This window comes from Enterobacter sp. UNJFSC 003, assembly GCF_036903355.1.
In the GTDB taxonomy this organism is placed as follows: Bacteria; Pseudomonadota; Gammaproteobacteria; order Enterobacterales; family Enterobacteriaceae; genus Enterobacter.
This window is the reverse complement of the sequence record NZ_JBAKHK010000001.1, coordinates 355,997-372,794: the sequence shown is the minus strand read 5'-3', so window position 1 is coordinate 372,794 and position 16,798 is coordinate 355,997. Positions and strand designations below refer to the sequence as shown.

Sequence of the window (16,798 nt, the reverse complement as noted above, 5' to 3'; positions counted from 1 at the left end):
CGCGCTATAGTAGCCGCTCTGCAGGTATGTGGAAAGCCCGGGCGTTATTCCGGGATCGTCTCTTCCGGACGCAGCGTCAACACCTCGAAGCCATCCGCCGTCACGGCAATAGTATGCTCCCACTGTGCGGACAGTTTTTTATCGCGGGTGACCACCGTCCAGCCATCTTTTTTGGTTTTGATCCGGCTGTCGCCCTGATTCACCATCGGCTCAATGGTAAACACCATCCCTTCCTGCAGAACTGCCCCTTCACCCGGCTTACCGTAGTGCAGCACCTGCGGATCTTCGTGCATCTCTTTACCTACGCCGTGTCCGCAATATTCGCGCACCACGCTGTAACCGTTACCTTCGACGTGCGTCTGGATGGCGTGACCAATGTCTCCCAGCGTCGCGCCGGGCTTCACGACCTTGATCCCTTTCCACATGGCTTCATAGGTCTTTTTCACCAGCCGACGCGCCAGCGGTGATACGTCACCAATCAGGTACATTTTACTGGAGTCGGCAATCATGCCGTCTTTCTCAAGGGTGATATCCACGTTCACAATTGAGCCCGATTTCAGGTGCTCGGACGCTTTGGGAATACCGTGGCATACCACCTCGTTAACGGAGGTATTCAGCACATAGGGGAAATCATACTGACCTTTGCTGGCCGGACGGGAATGGAGTTGATTCACAATAAAATCTTCAACCTGATTGTTAATCGCCATCGTCGTGACGCCGGGTGCGATAAAGCCGTCTAACATGGTAAAGACGGAGGCCAGCAGCTCCCCGGCATGGCGTTGCCGGGCAAGTTCATCGGCGGTTTTAATGATGATTGACGACATTGAGTACCTCCTGCGTCGTGATGCTTAATCACTTGATTCATAAATAAAACAAATACTGGCATTTAAACGGGAAGCTGTCCATTTGTGGAAATGCCGGACGTTCCATTCTGGAATGTCTGGTATGCTCAAAATTCATGATGTGATCCGTGGCACATTCCTGAGTTTAATTGTATGATGAATGCGTTTCATCAAGGACTTTCACCATGAGCAAATCACTGAACACTGTCTGGCAATATCTCCGCGCCTTCATCCTCATTTACGCGTGCCTGTATGCCGGGATTTTCATCGCCTCGCTGCTGCCGATAACCATTCCGGGCAGCATCATCGGGATGCTGATCCTGTTTGTGCTGCTGGCGCTGCAGGTCTTACCGGCAAAGTGGGTCAACCCAGGCTGCTTTGTACTCATTCGCTATATGGCGCTGCTGTTCGTGCCGATTGGCGTGGGCGTGATGCAGTATTACGATTTGCTCAGGGCGCAGTTCGGCCCGATTGTTGTTTCCTGTGCGGTCAGCACGCTGGTGGTTTTCCTGGTGGTGAGCTGGAGTTCACATCTGGTGCATGGCGAACGTAAAGTGGTCGGGGAGAAAACAGAAAAATGATGGCCAATATCTGGTGGTCGCTGCCCTTAACTCTGGTGGTGTTCTTCGCTGCACGCAAACTTGCCGCACGTTTCAAAATGCCGTTGCTCAACCCGCTGCTGGTGGCAATGGTGGTGATTATTCCTTTCCTGCTTCTCACCGGTATTCCCTATGAACGCTACTTCGCCGGGAGCAAAATTTTAAACGACCTGCTACAGCCCGCGGTTGTGGCCCTCGCTTTTCCTTTATATGAGCAGCTGCATCAGATCCGCGCCCGCTGGAAGTCCATCATCACCATCTGCTTTGTCGGGAGCCTGGTGGCGATGATTACCGGCACCTCCGTTGCGCTGTTGATGGGCGCCTCGCCTCAAATTGCCGCCTCCATCTTGCCAAAATCGGTCACTACGCCTATCGCAATGGCCGTAGGGGGCAGCATCGGCGGTATTCCGGCCATCAGCGCAATGTGCGTCATTTTCGTCGGCATCCTTGGCGCGGTGTTTGGTCATACGCTGCTGAATCTGATGAAAATTCGGACCAAAGCTGCTCGGGGCCTGGCAATGGGAACCGCCTCCCATGCCCTGGGAACCGCGCGCTGCGCCGAAATAGATTATCAGGAAGGAGCATTTAGCTCGCTGGCACTGGTCATCTGCGGAATCATGACCTCATTGATAGCGCCCTTCCTGTTCCCGATTATTCTGGCGGTAGTAGGCTAAAATTTGCGATGCGTCGCGCAAATTTCATTTTGTTTTCATAAGTTGCATAAATAATGAGATTTGGATCACATATAAAGCCCAGGCGGCTCCGTACACTACCGATCCATTAACCTTTATGAGGCAAACGCCATGCACCCACGTTTTCACGCTGCTTTCGCCCAGCTTGCAGAGAATTTGCAATCAGCCCTTGCCCCGATGCTGGCAGAGGCGCATTTCCCCGCCATGCTAACGACAGAGCAGGTCACCGCGCTTAAACAAGCAACGGGGCTGGACGAAGACGCGCTGGCTTTCGCATTGCTGCCCCTAGCTGCCGCCTGCGCGCGCGCCGATCTCTCCCATTTTAACGTCGGTGCCATCGCGCGCGGCGTAAGCGGAACCTGGTACTTCGGCGGGAATATGGAGTTCCTTGGCGCCACCATGCAGCAAACCGTTCATGCAGAGCAGAGCGCGATTAGCCACGCCTGGCTGCGCGGAGAAAAAGCGCTGAGCGCCATCACCGTTAACTACACCCCTTGCGGCCACTGTCGTCAGTTTATGAATGAACTCAACAGCGGGCTGCAGCTGCGCATTAATCTGCCGGGGCGCGAGCCGCACACGCTGGGCGATTACCTGCCCGATGCCTTCGGCCCTAAAGATCTTGAGATCAAAACGCTGCTGATGGACGCGCAGGATCACGGCTTCGTCCTTTCCGGGGACGATCTCAGCGAAGCCGCTATCGGTGCCGCCAATAAAAGTCATACCCCCTACAGTAAATCGCCAAGCGGCGTGGCGCTGCAGTGCCGCGATGGCCGCATCTTCACCGGCAGCTACGCGGAGAACGCCGCATTTAACCCGACGCTGCCGCCATTACAGGGCGCACTCAACCTGCTGAGCCTGAACGGTTATGACTATCCCGATATTCAGCGCGCCATTCTGGCTGAGATTGCCGATGCGCCGCTGATTCAGTGGGATGCCACGGCCGCCACGCTGAAGGCGCTGGGCTGCACAAATATCGAGCGCGTTCTGCTTGCGTAATCCTTTCGGCGGGCAGAAATGCCCGCCCGTTTGCTGAAAAACCCCTCAGTTGATTCGCTGTTTCTTGCGCTAACCAGGCGGGTAAAGTAGCCTGAGCTAAATTTCATCCACGAACGAGCCATCTTCATGTTAAAGCGCGTTTTTTACAGCCTGTCTGTCCTGGTCGGCATACTGCTGTTGATCGTGCTGGGCCTCGACCGCTGGATGAGCTGGAAAACGGCCCCCTACATCTTTGATGATCTGCAGGACCTTCCCTATCGTCAGGTCGGCGTGGTGCTCGGCACCGCCAAATATTACCGCACCGGCGTCATTAACCAGTATTACCGTTACCGTATTCAGGGCGCGCTTAACGCATACAATAGCGGCAAGGTGAATTACCTGCTATTGAGCGGCGATAATGCCCTGCAAAGCTATAACGAGCCGATGACGATGCGTAAGGATTTGATTGCTGCTGGCGTCGATCCGGCGGACATCGTGCTCGATTACGCCGGGTTCCGCACCCTTGACTCCATCGTGCGCACCCGGAAGGTGTTCGACACCAACGACTTCATCATCATCACCCAGCGCTTCCACTGCGAACGCGCGCTGTTTATTGCCCTCCATATGGGTATTCAGGCCCAGTGCTACGCCGTACCGTCGCCAAAAGATATGCTCAGCGTGCGCGTGCGCGAATTCGGTGCCCGTTTTGGCGCGCTGGCCGACCTGTATATTTTCAAACGCGAACCGCGTTTTTTAGGTCCGCTAGTGCCCATTCCAGCGATGCATGAGGTGCCAGAAGATGCGCAGGGTTATCCCGCAGTGACGCCTGAACAGCTGCTGGACATGCAGAAGAAAGAGAAAAAATAGCCTCTCTTTTATCGATTCTTTACACCGTAGGCGACTCTTTTTATCTCCCCTTTATACCCGCCATTTTAAGCTGAGTTCACTGCCGCTACGGCTTCATTTAAGAATGACTATGAACTCGATCATGAATGCTTTTTTTCTGAAAAATATCCGCCCTTGCTTTAACTTTCCGGGCTTATCGCTTCCGACTGCACTCAATTCCGGCCTGTATCTTGATGCGAAAATTGATGCCCTGCAGCGCAACGTGTCTCTCGACGTGGCGGACTATCTGGAGCGTTACCCACAGACAAAACATATTGACGTCTATCTGAACGATATCAACGGTATTATGCGCGGCAAGCGACTCTCAGTGGACAGCATGTTGAGTCTTGAGAAAGGCTGCTATTTTCCACTTTCGGTCTACTCAATGGATCAGAAAGGCAAAATAGCCGCCTCACTTCCCGATGAGCCAGACAGGCTTTGCGTGCCGGTCGCCGGCTCGCTGCGGCCTTCTCCACAGGATCCCCAGCACAATGCGCAGATCCTGCTGACGATGAAGGACAGCGAGGGCGATCCTTGTCCCTTTGAGCCACGCGTGATTCTGCAGAACGTGCTGGCTCGCTTCCACCAGCACGGGCTTTTCCCGGTGATTGCGCCAGAGATTGAGTTCTATCTGACCGGCCGCGACGCTCGGGATCCGCAGAATCAGGGCTGCTTTCATATGGACACCTCAACGGCGCACGCGGCCCTGTTCGGTGAACTGGAGCAGCTTGCGCAGCTCCAGCGTATTCCGCTCACCGGGATTGTGGCGGAAGCGGAGTCGGGCCAGTACGAGCTGAACCTAAAGCACAGCCATCGGGTGGTTGAGGTCTGCGATAACGTGCTGTCGCTCCGCCGCCTGACCCGATTTGTCGCCGAACAACACGGGCTGCAGGCCAACTTTATGGCTAAACCCTACAGCCTTCAATCCGGCAGCGGTTTGCATTTTCATTTCAGCCTGAATGATATTCACGGCAATAACCTGTTTGCCTCGCCGGTGGAGGAACTGAACAGCATGATGCGACTGTGCATCGCCGGGCAGCTGGCACTCATGCCAGCATCCGTTGCTATTATGGCTCCGGGCGTTAATGCCTACCGACGCCTGCGTAAAAATCTTACCGAACCCTTATTCAACTCCTGGGGCTATAACACCCGCTCCGCCGCACTGCGCATTCCCTGCTCGGATGAAGGTAACCGTCGTATCGAGTCCCGCCTGGCAGGGGCAGATGCAAACCCGTATCTGGTTGCGGCTACCATCCTGACGGGCATGCTGTATGGTCTGGAAAAGTTTGAAGAAGAGGATTTACCTGAACCGCAGCACGATCAACCTGAGCTTCCCCTGTTTCAACAGCAGGCAATTGAGACTTTCTCCCGGTGCCAGTATCTCACCAACAGCCTGGGTGAAGCCTTTTCTCAGCAGTGGGTCACCTGCAAGCTTGCAGAACTCGACTGGTTTGAAAGTATCGTCACCGGCCAGGAATCGACGCTTGCCTGAAAATAAAAAAGCCCGCTCGATGAGCGGGCCAGATAACGTTCGAAACAATTACTTTTTACGGGCGTACTTCAGTGAATCCAGAGCAACCGCGAAGATAATGATCGCCCCTTTGATGATGTACTGCCAGTACGGATTCACGCCGATGTAGGTCAAACCGTAGTTGATGACGGTAAAGATGATGACACCGGTTACCACACCGATCACGGTACCCACGCCGCCGCTGAAGGACACCCCGCCGACCACGCAGGCCGCAATCGCATCCAGTTCGTACATGAAGCCGAGGTTGTTGGTTGCAGACCCGATACGACCCGCTTCCAGCATCCCGCCAAAGGCATAGAACACGCCGGACAGGGCATAAATCATCAGCAGGTTCAGAGCAACGTTTACGCCAGATACTTTCGCGGCTTCCGGATTACCGCCGATGGCGAAGATGTTTTTACCGAAACGAGTTTTGTTCCACAGCACCCAAACGAAGGCGACCGCAATCAGTGCATAGAAGGTGATGTACGACAGGCGGAAACTGCCGAGGGCCACAAACCCTTGCGTGAAGGTCGAGAAGCCGCTGTCGAAACCAGAGATGGGAGACGCGCCCACAAAGTCGTAGTACAGGGAGTTGATACCGTAAACGATGATCATCGTACCCAGCGTGGTGATGAATGGCGTCACGTTCAGGTAAGCGATAATGATGCCGTTAATCAGACCAATGATCGCGCCGATGGCACACACAATCAGGATCACCACGAAAATCGGCATGGTCGCCATTTCCGGGAATACCTTGTTGGCGTTTTCCATTGACTGCAGCATGGTCGCCGCGATAACCGCCGCAAGCCCCACCTGGCGCCCCGCTGAAAGGTCAGTACCCTGGGTTACGATAAGACCCGCCACGCCCAGCGCGATGATAATACGCACGGAAGACTGGGTCAGAATGTTACTCAGGTTGAGCAGACTTAAGAACGTAGGATCCTGGAAAATAATAATGGCCAGTAAGACTAAAAGTACGACGTAAATACCGCCTTCTTTCAGATAAGTGAGAAAACTTTTTTTATTTAACGCACTCATGAGGAGCCCCTGATCTTAAAGGTGCAAAGACGCAAGACGTAAAATTTCGTTTTGCGTAGTCGTTTTGGTGTCAACAATACCGGCGACGAGACCATTGCTCATTACCAGAATACGATCTGTGATCCCTAATAATTCCGGCATTTCGGAAGAAATAATAATGATCCCTTTATTCTTTTTCGCCAGCTCAGCAATCAGCTGATAAATTTCAAATTTTGCACCCACGTCGATTCCGCGTGTGGGCTCATCCAGCATCAGGATTTCTGGCTGCGTTAATAACCAGCGACCAATAATCACTTTTTGCTGGTTACCGCCCGACAGCGAACCAATTTGCGTACGGTGGCCGGGCGTTTTTACGCGCATAGAGTCAATAACCCATTGGGTATCGCTCTTCATGCGGGAATTATCCAGCAGACCAATTTTGCTTTTATAGTTACGGATATTCGAAATCAACGAGTTAAAGTTAATATCGAGATAGGCGTAAATACCGGTTGAGCGACGCTCTTCCGTCACCAGCGCAAAACCATTATTAATGGCTTCATTGGCGTTATGGTTATTAATTTTCTTACCGTGCAGCGTGATAGTGCCGCCCGATTTTTCACGAATACCAAACAAGGTTTCCACAATATCGGTACGTTTGGCGCCCACCAGCCCGGCAATGCCTAAAATTTCGCCTTTGTGCAGGTCGAAGGAAACGTCGCGAATGGATGGCTGACGCAACGAGGTCAGGTTACGTACCTCAAGGATCACCTCGCCCGGGGTGTTCTCTTTGTCCGGGAAACGCTGGTTCAGGGAGCGGCCGACCATCATGGCGATAATCTTGTCCATGTCCAGCCCTTCCAGCGGCTGCGTGGCAATCCACTGACCGTCGCGCAGGATCGTGATTTCATCGCACAACTGGAAGATCTCTTCCATCTTGTGGGAAATATAGACGATGCCGCAGCCGCGATCTTTGAGTTTACGAATGATGGTGAAAAGGTGATTAACCTCTTTTTCCGTTAATGACGATGTGGGTTCATCCATGATGACGATTTTTGCATCATAGGAGAACGCTTTCGCAATTTCGATCATCTGCATTTGAGAGACGGACAATGTACCTACGCGCGCGCGCGGGTCAATATCAATATCCAGCTCGTCGAAAATCGCTTTGGTGTCGCGATACATTTTATCCTGATCGACAAAGACACCTTTGGTTGGATAACGGCCCAACCACATATTGTCCATAACCGAACGTTGCAGTACCAGGTTTAATTCCTGGTGAACCATGGAGATACCGTTTTCCAGCGCTTCTTTTGCTGAATGGAAATCGATCTCTTTCCCCTGAAAAAGAATGCTGCCAGAATCTTTTTGATAGATCCCAAAAAGACATTTTAATAACGTTGATTTACCCGCACCGTTCTCCCCCATCAAAGCATGAATAGAGTGAGGACGTACTTTTAAATTAACATTATCGAGTGCCTTAACACCGGGAAAAGACTTGTTGACACCGGTCATTTCCAACAAGTATTCACCGGACGACTGAGTATTTGTGCTGACCATAATTATACCTTGTTGGCCTCGCATATCGCGTTATAAAAGGGCGCAACGAATTGCGCCCAGTGGAGACAGTACCGCTAACTTATTTACCGATAAACTCAGCCAGGTTGGACTGGTCTACGCCCACGTAAGGTACGCGAACGATTTTATTTTCAATTTTCCAGCTGGTGCCATCAGCTGCACCTTTACCGTCGGCCAGGTTTTTCGCCAGATCGAAGGTGGCTTTCGCCTGGTTATTGGCATCGTTCAGCACGGTACCGGCCATTGCGCCAGATTTAACCAGCGCCAGCGCTTCTGGCAGAGCATCCACACCGAATACAGGGATAGACGATTTGTTGTGTGCTTTCAGCGCTTCGACCGCACCCATCGCCATCGCATCGTTGTTGGCGATAACCACTTCAATTTTGTTCGCGTTCGGGCCAGACAGCCATGCGTCCATTTTATCTTTCGCCTGAGCGGTATCCCACATTGCGGTATCTAACGCCAGCTGCTGGGTTTTCAGGCCTTTGTCGTTCAGCTCTTTGATCACGTAAGTGGTACGTGCTTCCGCATCCGGGTGACCCGGCTCGCCTTTCAGCAGAACGAACTGGATCTGACCATCTTTGTTCAGGTCCCAGTTCGGGTTTGCCGCCCAATGTTTCGCGATCAGATCGCCCTGAATAATACCGGACTCTTTGGAGTCAGTACCGACGTAAAACGCTTTGTCGTAGCTATCCAGCGCCTTACGGGAAGGTTCTTTGTTGAAGAAGACAATTGGCACATTCTGGCCACGCGCTTTTTCAATGACCGTGCCTGCTGCAGCCGGGTCAACCAGGTTGATGGCCAGCGCTTTCACGCCTTTTGCCAGCAGAACGTCGATCTGGTCGTTCTGTTTGGACTGGTCGTTCTGGGAGTCATTCATCAGCAGCTGAACGTCTGGCGCTGCTTTAGCATCTTTCTCGATAGCTTTACGCACAACAGACATGAAGTTGTCGTCGTACTTATAGATAGTCACACCAATACGGGTATCCGCAGCGTGCGCTGCTGCACCAAAAAGCATGCTTGCCATTACAGCAGACAGAGTCAACACCTTCTTATTCATGGTATCTCCGGTTTTTTTTATGCAGGGTAGTTCTTGTGAATAACGGTCGGCGGGCAGATGTTAATAAAAAGTTACTGAACGCCGAAGTTCACTTATAAAATTTCTATCTTCCGTGTTCGGTAACGCTCCAGAAATGCGTTTTTTTGGTTGTTTGCGGCACGTTGGCTATAGCGAAAGTGATTAATCACCGTTACATAGCGTTTCAGCCCCTAAAACGCTGACATCATAGTCAGCAGCTTGTTAAGATACTGTGAATTTACTCACAGATTGAAAACGGTTACATCACACCACATGATCAGTTAGTGATCGGAGCCACATTTTGTCGTAACGCGACCGAATGACGACGTACTAAAGTCGGCATGAAACAGTGCGTTGCGTTTGGATCCAGCAGCCCTGCCGCGCCCTGTAACGCCAGCTCTGTCGCCAGTTTCGCCATCGAGGCAATGGGGTAACGTACGGTGGTTAACTGCGGGTCGGTGTAGCGAGCTATCGGGATGTCATCAAAACCAATCAGCGACAAATGCTGTGGCACCGCAATACCGTTGTCTTTCAGCGCAGTCAGCGCCCCCGCAGCCATGCTGTCGTTGTAGGCAAACACGGCAGAAAGCTGAAGGTTTCTGCCCAGCAGTTCAACCATAGCGGCTTCACCGCCCTGCATATCCGGCGTACCGGTTCCTACCCAGCTCTCAAGCGGCATTATCCCGTGCTCTTTCAACGCGTTCTGCCACCCTTCCCGGCGCATCTCGTCGTCTTCGATAGCGTGGCTGGAGGCCAGAAAACCGATGCGCTGATGGCCGTTGTTGATAAGCATTCGCGTGGCCATCATGGCGCCGCTAACGTTATCCAGGCCAACACATCGGTGGGCGTAGCCTGGCACAATGCGGTTGATCAATACCATGCCGGGGATCTGCTCCATAAAGCCGGCCAGTTCTTCATCACTCAACGCTTTTGAATGGACAATCAAGGCATTGCAACGCTGGCGTATCAGCACTTCGATAGCATGACGCTCTTTTTCAACCTCATGATAGCTGTTGCCAATCAGCACATATTTCTGATGCTGTTGAGCAACAACGTCCACCGCTTTTACCAGCGCGCCAAAAAATGCATCCGACACATCCATCACCACGACGCCAATGGTGTCGCTGACCTGCGTGGCAAGCGCCTGGGCATTAGCGTTTGGCCGGTACCCCAGCTGGGTCACGGCTTTCATTACGGTTTCACGGGTTTCAGGGCTAACCAGCGCGCTTTTGTTAAGCACGCGAGAAACGGTAGCAACAGAAACACCCGCCTGACGGGCGACGTCACGAATGGTGATCATATTCACCATCCTTCAAAGGATTGCAGCAGCTCACAGACACCCCCTGTGTTTAGCAAGGTGGCTATTTTGGCAGTGAGAGAGAGGGGACTACGTGAAGAAGGTCACACGAATGAAAACGCTTACATCCGTTTTGTTAATGATTGTGATCCAGATCGTTATCTGGATGTTTTACTCAATGATACACCCGAAGCATGTGCGGTTAATTGTCGCCACACCCACTCCAGCGGTCCCTGGCGGAAATAGCGGAGCCAGATAACCGAAAACACCACATTAACCGCCCAGACCGGAATAACAAACGCCAGCAGCTCAAGGCGGTCGAATTTCATAAACAGGCCGAATCGGTAGAAAAGCGTGGTGCAAATCAGGGTTTGCAGAATGTAATTGCTTAATGCCATGCGCCCAACGCAGGCAACAGCGCTGACGATCCACAGCCTGGCAAGGCGCGGCCAGAAACCATAAATCAGCGCGGCATAGCCGATTGTCTGGAACGGCGCGCTGAGCTCGCGCGGAAGCTGTAGCAGGAAGGCACACCAGCGGTAGTCCCAGTGAAGGTGCCACTGCGCAACCACTGCCGGAAGGTTAATCAGCACGCCCAGCAGAACCAGTCCTGACCCCACGCGACGATAATGCCGTAGGCTAAACTCCCCTTTCAGCCAGCCTGTGCGCATCAGGGAAGCGCCCATCAGCATCATTCCCGCCAGCTGCCAGCCATACTGCGCGCCTAACGCCAGCAGGTTATCACCCAACATATCCGCCCGGTTGCTTATCGCTTCTGTGCCACCTTTCAGTTTCCAGAACTGCTCGTACTGCAGGTTGGCCGCATCCGGGATCCACGAACGGTTAGTCGCTTCCCCCGAAATAAGGCCCAGTAAAAGCAGCACGCCAAGCCCCATCGCATACAGCATCGCGCCGGTATTGAAGAGGCTTTTCACGCTATGTGCATCGCGGATGAGCCGCCAGCAAATCAGGCCGACTAATCCATAGGCGAGAAGAATGTCTCCATCCCAGAACAGCAGACCGTGAATAAACCCGAGGATGACCAGCAGCGTCAGACGAGACTGGATCCAGCGCGTGCCGCGCTTGAGCAGCAGCTGCAGACCCGCGCCAAACAGCAACGCAAAAAGGGTGAGAAATTTGACCTGCGCAAAAAGATCGAGGATGGCCCACGTCCAGGCATCGCTACGGGTGATGTCGCCATACCACGCAGGATTCAGATAGGCGGCCTTCGGCAGGCCGAAGGCGCTGATATTCAGCAGCAGGATACCGAGGATCGCGACGCCGCGAACAAAATCGAGCGTAACGTTTCGCTCCATGGTTCCTGCCCTGTCTGATTAGTTGTGGTGACGTACAGCGCGCAGGAACTCCTGGCGGGTATTCTGGCTGGATTTGAACAGGCCGCCCAGCGACGTCGTGGTGGTCGCGCTGGTGGCATCACGCACGCCGCGCGCTTTCACGCAGTAGTGAACCGCATCAATGGAAACCGCCACGTTGTTGGTGCCCAGCAGGGTTTGCAACGCGGTCAGGATCTGCTGCGTCAGACGCTCCTGCACCTGCGGACGCTGCGCGAAGAACCGCACGATGCGGTTGATCTTGGACAGACCAATAACCGTATCTTTTGGAATGTACGCCACGGTTGCTTTGCCATCGATGGTCACAAAGTGATGTTCGCAGGTGCTGGTCAGCGTGATATCACGCACCGTCACCATTTCATCAACCTTCATCTTGTTTTCGATAACGGTAATTTTCGGGAAGTTCGCGTAGTCGAGGCCGGAGAAAATCTCATCGACGTACATTTTGGCGATGCGCTGCGGTGTCTCCATCAGACTGTCATCGCTCAGATCGAGATTCAGCAGTTGCATGATCTCGGTCATATGCCCTGAAATCAGACGCTTACGGGTTTCATTATCCAGTTCCTGAACCGGTGGACGCAGCGGCGTTTCGAGCCCGCGCGCAACCAGAGCTTCATGAACCAGGGCAGCTTCTTTACTGAGTGATGACATTTTTATCTCCTGCAGGTGTGGCATCTTTTGCCCTCGTTGTGGCAAAAGTGTGCGCTCATTGTGCGTGAGGCGGCGCACATAATCCAGTATTCACGACGATAATTATTGCAATTGCTGTTGCCTTTCAGCCTGACGGTTCCAGACCAGAGCACCGCCTACGAACAGCGCGATACCCGCCAGCCCCAGAGCAGGCTCAAGCTGATGCGTCAGCCAGGTCGATAACGCCGAGGTAACCGGGCCAATTAACTGGCCGATGGCATAACCCGTGGTCAGCAATCCCGCCATATAGCGGGTATGGTTGGGTGCCAGCTCGCGTCCATATAAAAGAGAGAGCTGCACGGCGCATAAAAACCCGCCCCCTACCAGCAATCCGCCCAGCAGGAGCCCGACAATCCCCGGCAGCAGCCAGGCGGCCAGTACGCCCGCGGCCTGCAGCCAGAGCACAATCGCCAGCCGGCGGTTAGACGTTGAGGTGTGACGCAGCGCGATGCTCAGCGCAATCCCCACAACGGCCGCCGCACCAAAAAGCGGCCAGACGAACTGGGCGATGACGCTGCCGGGAAAACGCGCCGCTGCCATCTGCGATAAAAAGGTGGCCGGGAGAATGTACCCAAAGCCCGCCAGGCTGTAGCTCCAGACCAGACGCTTTAAATCCTGCGTCAGGATGAGCGGCTCCGGCGCGCTGCCCGGTCGATGAAGTTGACCGGCGCGCGGCAGGTATCGCGCCACCAGCGCGATAAGCACCAGCGCCAGCACGCCGTAAATCTGCCATGCGGCCCCGGCTGACAGCGATTTCGCCTGAATATACACCGCGAGCAGCCCGCTCAGGGCAATACCGGCACCAGGCCCGGCAAACACGGCGGCACTGAGGCCCGGCTTGCCAAGCTGCCCCAGCCGCTCGTTGGTCCACGCAGCGATAAGCACCATTGACCAACCGCTCATGCAGCCGATCGCAAAGCGCATCAAACCGTGTACCACGGCATTCTCGGCAACAGCGGAGAGGAGCGTGAGCCCAACGGCACCAAAAATGCCCAGCCAGAGACGGGTTTCAACAAAGCGGTGCGCGCGCATTGCGTCCCATGCGCCCACCAGATAGCCCAGATAGTTCATCGCCGCCACCAGTCCCGCGCTGGTCAGCGTGAGTTGCCCGGCAGCAATCATCAGCGGCACCTGAGGTGTGAAAGCAAAGCGCCCTATCCCCATCGCCACCACCAGAACCACAAATCCACTGAGCGCGATACGCAGCGCCATGACCGCTCCAATTGTTAAAGAAAAGTAAATTTATGATGCAGCATCTCGTCGCCTTGCGAAAGTGAAAGTTGCTCACAGGTAAATGAAAACTCTGTATTATGAGTCTCATGAATAGCAATTCGCATAAGGAGCCCTGCATGGAACTGCTCGAAGAGCATCGTTGTTTTGAAGGCCGACAGCAGCGCTGGCGCCACGACTCCACCGTACTGAACTGCGCGATGACGTTCAGCATTTTCCTGCCGCCAGGCGAACCAGGGAAAAAGCCGCCGGTGCTGTTCTGGCTCTCAGGATTAACCTGTAACGACGAGAATTTCACCACCAAAGCCGGTGCGCAACGTGTTGCGTCCGAGCTGGGTATTGCGCTCGTGATGCCGGACACCAGTCCGCGCGGCGATGATGTTGCTGACGACGCGGGGTACGATTTAGGCAAAGGAGCCGGGTTCTATCTGAACGCCACCGAACAGCCCTGGGCGAGCCATTACCGCATGTACGATTACATTTGCGACGAGCTACCCGCGCTGATTCAGGCGGAGTTTGCGGTAGGCGATCGTTTTGCCATCAGCGGACACTCTATGGGCGGCCACGGGGCGTTGATCGTGGCGCTAAAAAACCCCGGAAAGTACACCAGCGTGTCGGCATTTGCGCCAATTGTGAACCCCACGCAGGTTCCCTGGGGGCAGAAAGCGTTCTCCCACTACCTGGGTAATAATGCAGAAAGCTGGCAGGAGTGGGATAGCTGCGCGCTGATGCTGGCAAGCGATTCTGCGGATGCGATTCCAATGCTCATCGATCAGGGCGACGCGGATCAGTTTTTAGCCGGACAGCTCCAGCCTGCAGTGCTGGCAGAGGCAGCGCGTCAGAAAGACTGGCCGCTGACGCTGCGTATACAGCCGGGATATGACCACAGCTATTACTTTATGGCGTCCTTTATTGAGGAACATCTCCGCTTCCATGCGGAGCATTTATTTGGGTAAGTGCCGGTAAGCCTCTTCCACAGGGAGAGGGAACACGCGCTAAAAGCGGCAGCTGACGTTGCCGCTTTGCTTTTACCGGCTTCTCATCAGAACTTATAGTCCACGCCCACAAAGTAGCGACGACCGTCTTCCGTGTAACTGTAATCATCACGGCTGAGATCTTTATCCAGCAGGTTCTGCACGCCCGCGCGCAGCTTCACGCTCTTGGTTGCCTGCCATGCCGCACCGGTATTCCAGATCACGTAGCCGCCCGGCGTGGGATCGCTGCTGGTGAGCGCGCGCTTCTCGCCCTTATAGTTGCCCTGCACGTAGAATGACCAGTCCTGCGTTGCCTTCCAGTCAACGGTACCGTTGGCGGTATGGAACGGCAGTTCGGACAGCGGTTTATTGCCGCCGTTGCTGATGTCTCGGCCATCGTTATAGGTGTAGTTCAGCGTGACTTTCCAGTCCTCCGCCACCGGGAATTTCAGCTCGGTTTCCACGCCACGGATCCGCGCCTTGTTGACGTTGTAGTAACGGAAAATGGGCTCGCCGTCGGCGTTCAGCCCAACGTAGTTCGGGTAGCTCTTCGCCTGGTCAACGTTTGCCGTACGGGTGATGCTGATGCGGTCATCGACATCATTCTGGAAGGTGGTGATGCTGGCCTGCACGCCTTCTAGCCAGCCCTCTTCCCCGCTGTAGTACACACCGAGCTCGACGCTTTCGCTGGTTTCCGGCTTCAAATCCGGGTTGCCGACAATATCGCAGGCACCACGGCAAGAGCCGGTGACCCAGTCCGGGCTGAGCTCCAGCAGTGACGGCGCTTTAAACGCGGTCGCCCAACCCCCTTTCACCGTCACGGTGTCGGTCGCGTTATAGACCAGATAGGCACGTGGACTCCAGTGATCGCCGTAGGTTTCATGGTCATCCATACGGATGCCGGTGGTCAGGGCCAGCGGCTCAAAGATCCGCCATTCGTCTTCAAGGAACAGTGCATACTGGCTTGCAGAGGTGTTGCTGCTTGATCCGCCCGTCAGATTGACCGGATCTTTCAGCTTGTCGTGGCGCCACTCGCCGCCAAAGGTCAGCAGCTGGTTAATTTCGCCCAGGGGCAGCACATATTTCCCGTCGACCGCGTTGCTCTCGGACGTGATCGTATTGCTGTTACCGGGATTTTTGTTATCGACCTTCTCACCGTAAACCTTCAGCTCGCTGTTGCCCACGCCCCAGCGGCCGTTGTGGCTAAGGGAGTAGTTCTGGCGTTCGAGCCGGTTTTTGTCCAGAGAGTCCGAGTCACGATCCTGACGGTCAAAGCCATAACCTGCCGTAAAGTCATGATCTTCAGTGGGTGTCCAGGCGAACTCGACGTTGGCATCACGGCTGGTGAAGCCTTCGATACGGGGCGTTTCACCGGAGGCAGAAGTCGAGGAGCGTTGCTGATCGTCTTTTTCACGCTTAGACACGCTGCCGTAGGCTTTTAGCCCCAGCACGCCGTCCACCAGCGGGCCGCTGGTATAGAACTGTCCGTTATGGGTATCCCCGCGATCGCGGTGTTCCTGAAGGGTAGAATCAGCGCTCAGGGAACCGGTCCATTTCTGGCCAATTTTTTTGGTGATGATGTTCACCACGCCGCCCAGTGCGTCAGAACCATAAAGTGAGGACATCGGTCCGCGCACCACTTCGATACGTTCGATCGCATCGACCGGGACCCAGTTCAAATCAAAATCGTTGTGACGGAAAACCGCATTGCGAGAGTTCACGCGCTTGCCATCAATCAAGATGAGCGTGTAACTGCTGTCCAGACCACGAATACTTACCCCTTTTCGGTTGTCCCCTTCGTTGGTGAGCTGCACGCCGGGCACGTCCTGTAACACATCTTTGAGATTATTAACGGGTTTACGCTGCAAATCTTCCTGAGTAATGACGCTAATACTTGCCGGTGCGTCTTTCAGGTTTTGCTCGGTCGCTGATGCCGTTACAACCATAGTGTCGCCAGATTCCGCAGCGATAACAGGCAGTGCCAGGGACAGTGCGGACGCACAAAGTCCTCCCCTGACGATGGGATTCAACCTAAACATTCCATATCTCCATGAGGTAAATACAACTAAATCAAATAAT

At 54.2% G+C, this 16,798-nt stretch carries 15 protein-coding genes; 6 read left to right on the top strand and 9 right to left on the bottom strand.

What is annotated here, in order from left to right; genetic code table 11:
* Positions 1–44 precede the first annotated feature (44 nt).
* Complete coding sequence (gene map, locus V5P19_RS01680; protein ID WP_334399527.1) at positions 45–824, bottom strand: type I methionyl aminopeptidase; 780 nt, start codon at positions 822–824, stop codon at positions 45–47.
* Between the two features lie 203 nt (positions 825–1,027).
* On the opposite strand from map, the gene V5P19_RS01675 reads away from it, so the two are divergent.
* The 5 genes from V5P19_RS01675 to V5P19_RS01655 all read left to right on the top strand — a co-directional run bounded on the left by V5P19_RS01675 (position 1,028) and on the right by V5P19_RS01655 (position 5,485).
* Entirely contained in the window at positions 1,028–1,423 is a 396-nt protein-coding gene (locus V5P19_RS01675) for a CidA/LrgA family protein (RefSeq protein WP_334399525.1), read from the top strand.
* On the top strand, positions 1,420–2,115 hold the full coding sequence (locus V5P19_RS01670; RefSeq protein WP_334399523.1) for a CidB/LrgB family autolysis modulator: 696 nt from the start codon (positions 1,420–1,422) through the stop codon (positions 2,113–2,115). The genes V5P19_RS01675 and V5P19_RS01670 overlap by 4 nt, the downstream gene beginning before the upstream one ends.
* A gap of 129 nt (positions 2,116–2,244) precedes the next feature.
* Entirely contained in the window at positions 2,245–3,129 is an 885-nt protein-coding gene (cdd, locus tag V5P19_RS01665) for a cytidine deaminase (protein WP_334399521.1), read from the top strand.
* A gap of 126 nt (positions 3,130–3,255) precedes the next feature.
* A complete protein-coding gene (sanA, locus tag V5P19_RS01660) occupies positions 3,256–3,975 on the top strand; it encodes an outer membrane permeability protein SanA (protein WP_334399519.1) in 720 nt (239 codons plus the stop codon).
* Between the two features lie 121 nt (positions 3,976–4,096).
* Positions 4,097–5,485, top strand: a complete 1,389-nt coding sequence (locus tag V5P19_RS01655) for a glutamine synthetase family protein (RefSeq protein WP_334399517.1) — start codon at positions 4,097–4,099, stop codon at positions 5,483–5,485.
* Positions 5,486–5,533: 48 nt separating this feature from the next.
* Here the strand turns inward: V5P19_RS01655 and mglC are convergent, their stop codons facing one another.
* The 7 genes from mglC to V5P19_RS01620 form a co-directional block, all read right to left on the bottom strand.
* Positions 5,534–6,544, bottom strand: a complete 1,011-nt coding sequence (gene mglC, locus V5P19_RS01650; RefSeq protein WP_334399515.1) for a galactose/methyl galactoside ABC transporter permease MglC — start codon at positions 6,542–6,544, stop codon at positions 5,534–5,536.
* Positions 6,545–6,559: 15 nt separating this feature from the next.
* Positions 6,560–8,080, bottom strand: coding sequence for a galactose/methyl galactoside ABC transporter ATP-binding protein MglA (mglA, locus tag V5P19_RS01645; RefSeq protein WP_334399513.1), 1,521 nt, complete (start codon positions 8,078–8,080; stop codon positions 6,560–6,562).
* 79 nt (positions 8,081–8,159) lie between these two features.
* Positions 8,160–9,158 (bottom strand): galactose/glucose ABC transporter substrate-binding protein MglB, encoded by a 999-nt coding sequence (gene mglB / locus V5P19_RS01640; protein WP_134347857.1) that lies wholly within the window; start codon positions 9,156–9,158, stop codon positions 8,160–8,162.
* Between the two features lie 295 nt (positions 9,159–9,453).
* A complete protein-coding gene (gene galS / locus V5P19_RS01635; protein ID WP_334399509.1) occupies positions 9,454–10,476 on the bottom strand; it encodes an HTH-type transcriptional regulator GalS in 1,023 nt (340 codons plus the stop codon).
* 155 nt (positions 10,477–10,631) lie between these two features.
* A complete protein-coding gene (gene yeiB, locus V5P19_RS01630; RefSeq protein ID WP_334399507.1) occupies positions 10,632–11,789 on the bottom strand; it encodes a DUF418 domain-containing protein YeiB in 1,158 nt (385 codons plus the stop codon).
* A gap of 18 nt (positions 11,790–11,807) precedes the next feature.
* A complete protein-coding gene (folE, locus tag V5P19_RS01625) occupies positions 11,808–12,476 on the bottom strand; it encodes a GTP cyclohydrolase I FolE (RefSeq protein ID WP_334399506.1) in 669 nt (222 codons plus the stop codon).
* Positions 12,477–12,578: 102 nt separating this feature from the next.
* Positions 12,579–13,727, bottom strand: coding sequence for a YbfB/YjiJ family MFS transporter (locus tag V5P19_RS01620; protein ID WP_334399505.1), 1,149 nt, complete (start codon positions 13,725–13,727; stop codon positions 12,579–12,581).
* 137 nt (positions 13,728–13,864) lie between these two features.
* Between V5P19_RS01620 and fghA the strand changes: the two genes are divergently transcribed.
* A complete protein-coding gene (gene fghA / locus V5P19_RS01615) occupies positions 13,865–14,701 on the top strand; it encodes an S-formylglutathione hydrolase (protein ID WP_334399503.1) in 837 nt (278 codons plus the stop codon).
* A gap of 86 nt (positions 14,702–14,787) precedes the next feature.
* Here fghA and cirA read toward each other — a convergent pair whose 3' ends face one another.
* Positions 14,788–16,758, bottom strand: a complete 1,971-nt coding sequence (cirA, locus tag V5P19_RS01610) for a catecholate siderophore receptor CirA (protein ID WP_334399502.1) — start codon at positions 16,756–16,758, stop codon at positions 14,788–14,790.
* Positions 16,759–16,798: the final 40 nt, after the last annotated feature.